The organism is Halopseudomonas salina, assembly GCF_014637955.1.
GTDB lineage: Bacteria > Pseudomonadota > Gammaproteobacteria > Pseudomonadales > Pseudomonadaceae > Halopseudomonas > Halopseudomonas salina.
In genome coordinates, this window is sequence record NZ_BMFF01000014.1 from 1 (window position 1) to 4,353 (window position 4,353).

2 protein-coding genes and 1 tRNA gene are annotated in these 4,353 nt (G+C 57.6%); 1 reads left to right on the forward strand and 2 read right to left on the reverse strand.

Annotated features, from left to right (window positions below; all coding sequences use genetic code 11):
* Positions 1 to 221: 221 nt before the first annotated feature.
* Together IEV54_RS17205 and IEV54_RS17210 are read right to left on the reverse strand one after the other, a co-directional pair.
* Positions 222 to 297, reverse strand: a tRNA-Asn gene (locus IEV54_RS17205).
* Positions 298 to 378: 81 nt separating this feature from the next.
* Entirely contained in the window at positions 379 to 1,587 is a 1,209-nt protein-coding gene (locus IEV54_RS17210; protein ID WP_150279438.1) for an amino acid aminotransferase, read from the reverse strand.
* Between the two features lie 185 nt (positions 1,588 to 1,772).
* Between IEV54_RS17210 and uvrB the strand changes: the two genes are divergently transcribed.
* A complete protein-coding gene (gene uvrB, locus IEV54_RS17215) occupies positions 1,773 to 3,794 on the forward strand; it encodes an excinuclease ABC subunit UvrB (RefSeq protein ID WP_150279437.1) in 2,022 nt (673 codons plus the stop codon).
* The last annotated feature ends 559 nt before the right edge of the window (positions 3,795 to 4,353 follow it).

Here is a 4,353-nt window from a genome sequence, read left to right on the forward strand (position 1 = left end):
TTATTGAGGCCAATACGCTATCACCTGTTACCTATGTGCCCGGTTTGATCTGTAACCCATGTGCCCGGTTAGTACCGGTCAATATGGATTCCCGCCTTCGCGGGAATGACGGGGGTGACGGGAATGACGGGGGTGTGGGGACAGGAATGACGGGTTGGTACGCGGGAATGACCAACCTCCGCCCACAAAAAAGCCCGTACATCAGCACAGGCTTTTGAATTTGGCTCCGCGACCAGGACTCGAACCTGGGACCCAATGATTAACAGTCATTTGCTCTACCAACTGAGCTATCGCGGATCGGACGCCGCGTACTTTATCAAAAAGTCGATCAAAGTCAACGCCTTGAAGTGACTAGGTGAAAAGTCCGCAGCTCGCAACTCAGTTGTCGTCCTTGAGCACAGCGGCCATCGAGTTGGCAACGTGGTCGATGTTGCCGGTGTTCAGCGCAGCCACGCAGATGCGCCCGCTACCCACCGCATAAATCGCAAATTCATCAGCCAGTCGTGCTACCTGTGCCTTGGTCAGGCCTGAGTAGGAAAACATGCCGCGCTGGCGTTCGATGAAGCTCATATCCTTGGTTACGCCGGCGGCGGCCAACTTCTCGACCAGGGAACTGCGCATGATGCGAATGCGATCGCGCATCTCTGCAAGCTCTTCTTCCCACTTCGCGTACAACTCGACATTGTTGAGTACCGCGGACACCACCTTGGCACCGTGAGTCGGTGGGTTGGAGTAGTTGGTGCGGATCACGCGCTTGAGCTGCGACATGGTGCTGAGCATTTCATCGTGGCTCTCGGTCACCAGTGTCAGGGCCCCGACACGCTCGCCATACAGCGAAAATGACTTGGAAAACGAGCTGGAGATAAACAGTGGCAAACCCGATTCGGCGAACAGACGCAGGGCGACGGCGTCATCCTGCAGGTTGTCACCAAAGCCCTGGTAGGCGATGTCGATGAAGGGCACATGATTTCGTCGCTGGATCACATCGATCACGCGAGTCCAGTCAGCCAGGCTCAGATCCGCGCCGGTGGGGTTGTGGCAACAGGCGTGCAGCAGCACAACGCTTCCTTCAGGCAATTTCTCGATACCTTCGAGCATGCCTTCCAGGTTTACGCCGTGGGTCTGCGGGTCGTAGTAGGGATAAGTCACTACCTCGAAGCCGGCAGCCTCGAACAGCGAGCGATGGTTTTCCCAGCTCGGATCGCTGATGGCAACCAGACGCTTGTTCAGCAGGCGATACAGAAAGTCGGCACCCAGCTTCAGCGCACCGGTGCCGCCAATGGATTGTGCGGTAACCAGGCGGCCAGATTCCAGCAGGCTCGATTCTGCACCGAACAGCAATGTCTGAACGGCGGCGTCGTAGGAGGCCAAGCCTTCCATCGGGAGGTAGGGGCGGGGGCCTTGCTCGGCAACGCGGGCCTCTTCGGCCGCGCATACGGCGCGCAATAAAGGCACCTTGCCATTTTCGTCGTAATACACCCCGACACCCAGGTTGACCTTTTCAGACCGGTTATCGGCATTGAAGGCTTCGTTCAGGCCGAGGATCGGATCGCGTGGAGCCATTTCAACAGGGGAAAACAAAGTCATGGTATAGGCAAACTCGAGGCAGGTGAGTGGGTGATTCGGCGCCCATTATAGACAGACCGATGCAAAGGTGCGAGTGCAGCGCAAGCGCAGCATGGTGAAATGGTTGTCCGACCGGCGACCACTGAAGGGAGCGTGGGGCGGTGCTATAGTACGTGCTGATTTTTCGCAGTCGGAACCCCGCATAGATGACCCAATTCAAGCTTCAGACCCGTTTTCAACCCGCCGGCGACCAGCCGACCGCCATCGCACAGTTGGTGGAAGGGCTGGAGGCGGGCCTCTCGCACCAGACATTGCTGGGCGTGACCGGGTCAGGGAAGACCTTCACCATCGCCAACGTGATTCAGCAGGTGCAGCGCCCGGCGATCATCATGGCGCCCAACAAGACACTGGCCGCTCAGTTATATGGCGAGTTTCGTGAATTCTTCCCGAATAATTCGGTGGAGTACTTCGTTTCCTACTACGACTACTACCAGCCTGAGGCCTATGTACCGTCGTCCGATACCTTTATAGAGAAGGATGCCTCGGTAAACGATCACATCGAGCAGATGCGTCTGTCCGCCACCAAGGCGTTGCTGGAGCGTCCGGACGCGATCATCGTCGCCACGGTTTCGGCCATTTACGGTCTGGGCGATCCGGCTTCTTATCTGCGCATGGTCCTGCATGTTGACCGAGGTGATCACCTCGAACAGCGCGCGCTGCTGAGGCGCCTGGCGGAACTGCAGTACACCCGCAACGATATGGAGCTGGCGCGGGCCAACTACCGTGTGCGCGGAGACGTTATCGATATCTTCCCGGCCGAATCCGATCTGGAAGCAATTCGCATTGAACTGTTCGACGACATAGTCGAAACGATCAGCTATTTCGACCCGCTGACGGGTGAGGTTCTACGCAAGGTTCCGCGCGTAACTGTTTATCCTAAATCACATTATGTAACGCCAAGGGAAAAGCTGCTCGACGCTGTGGAACATATCAAGATCGAGCTGGCCGAACGCCTGGAAGTACTTAAAGGTCAGAACAAACTGGTTGAAGCCCAGCGTTTGGAGCAGCGCACCCGCTTCGACATGGAAATGATCATGGAGCTGGGTTATTGCAACGGCATCGAAAACTATTCGCGTTACTTGTCTGGTCGGAATCATGGTGAGGCGCCGCCAACACTCTTCGATTATCTGCCCAAGAATGCGTTGCTGATCATCGACGAGTCCCACGTCTCTGTGCCGCAGGTAGGGGCCATGTACAAGGGCGACCGCTCGCGCAAGGAGACGCTGGTTGAATATGGCTTCCGCCTGCCCTCGGCCCTGGATAACCGGCCGATGCGTTTTGATGAATGGGAGCTGATCTCGCCCCAGGCCATTTTCGTTTCTGCGACCCCTGGCCCCTACGAGGCTGAGCATGCCGGGCGCACAGTGGAGCAGGTAGTACGCCCCACCGGTCTGGTTGATCCCGAGATCGAAGTCCGGCCGGCTACCAGTCAGGTCGATGACCTGTTGTCCGAGATCGCCCTGCGTGCTGCAAAAGAGGAGCGCGTGCTGGTCACCACCCTGACCAAGCGGATGGCTGAGGATCTGACCGACTACCTGAGTGACCACGGGGTTAGGGTGCGTTACCTGCACTCGGATATCGATACAGTAGAGCGTGTTGAGATCATCCGCGACCTGCGAATCGGTGTCTTCGATGTGCTTGTCGGCATTAACTTGTTGCGCGAAGGGCTTGATATGCCTGAAGTTTCTCTCGTGGCAATTCTGGACGCAGACAAGGAAGGCTTCCTGCGCTCCGAACGCTCGCTGATCCAGACCATCGGTCGCGCTGCGCGGAACCTGAATGGCCGGGCTATTCTGTATGCCGACCGCATGACCGGCTCGATGGAGCGGGCGATAGGCGAAACCGAACGGCGCAGGGAGAAGCAGATCGCCTTCAACCTCGAGCACAACATCACGCCGGTAGGTATCACCAAGAGCGTGCAAGACATCCTCGAGGGTGCCGTGGTGCCGGGCAGCAACAGTCGCAGCAACAAGCGCAAGAAGCTCAAGGCGGCCGAGGATGCGGCAGAGTACAGTGCCAACCAGCTACGTTCGCCTTCCGAGATCAGCAAGCAGATCCGTAAACTGGAAGAGAAGATGTACCACCACTCCAGGGATCTGGAATTCGAGGCAGCTGCCGGGGTGCGGGACGAGATACAGAAGCTGCGGGCGTTGCTGATTCAGGTCTGATGCTGCGGTTTCCGCAACCCGCCAATGGATCCCCGCGTTCGCGAGGATGACGACCAATACCCCGTCATTCCAGCGAAGGCGGGAATCCAGGCGGTCTAATGGATTCACGCCTAGGTGCCACCAAAACACGGTCATTCCCGCGCACGCGAGAAGCCATTTGACCTTGGGTCCTCATACGCAAGCTCCACCGTTCAGCATGACCCGCCAATGGATCCCCGCGTTCGCGAGGATGACGGAGCAGTAGGAGAGGTAGGCGTCATGGATTCACTCCGCCGCTTCACACCTCGTCATTCCCGCGCACGCGGGAAACCATTTTGACCTTGGGTCCTCATACGCAAGCTCCACCGTTCAGCATGATCCGCCAATGGATCCCCGCGTTCGCGAGGATGACAGAGCAGTAGGAGAGGTAGGCGTCATGGATTGACTCCGCCGCTTCACAACTCGTCATTCCCGCGAAGGCGGGAATCCAAACGGTTTGGTACTAACCGGGCACATGGGTTACAGATCAAACCGGGCACATAGGTAACAGGTGATAGCGTATTGGCCTCAATAAGGAGGG

Excerpts from the sequence above, each read along its gene's own strand:
- IEV54_RS17210 (WP_150279438.1), bottom strand. The coding sequence starts at position 1,587 with ATGACTTTGTTTTCCCCTGTTGAAATGGCTCCACGCGATCCGATCCTC.
- uvrB (WP_150279437.1), top strand. The coding sequence starts at position 1,773 with ATGACCCAATTCAAGCTTCAGACCCGTTTTCAACCCGCCGGCGACCAG.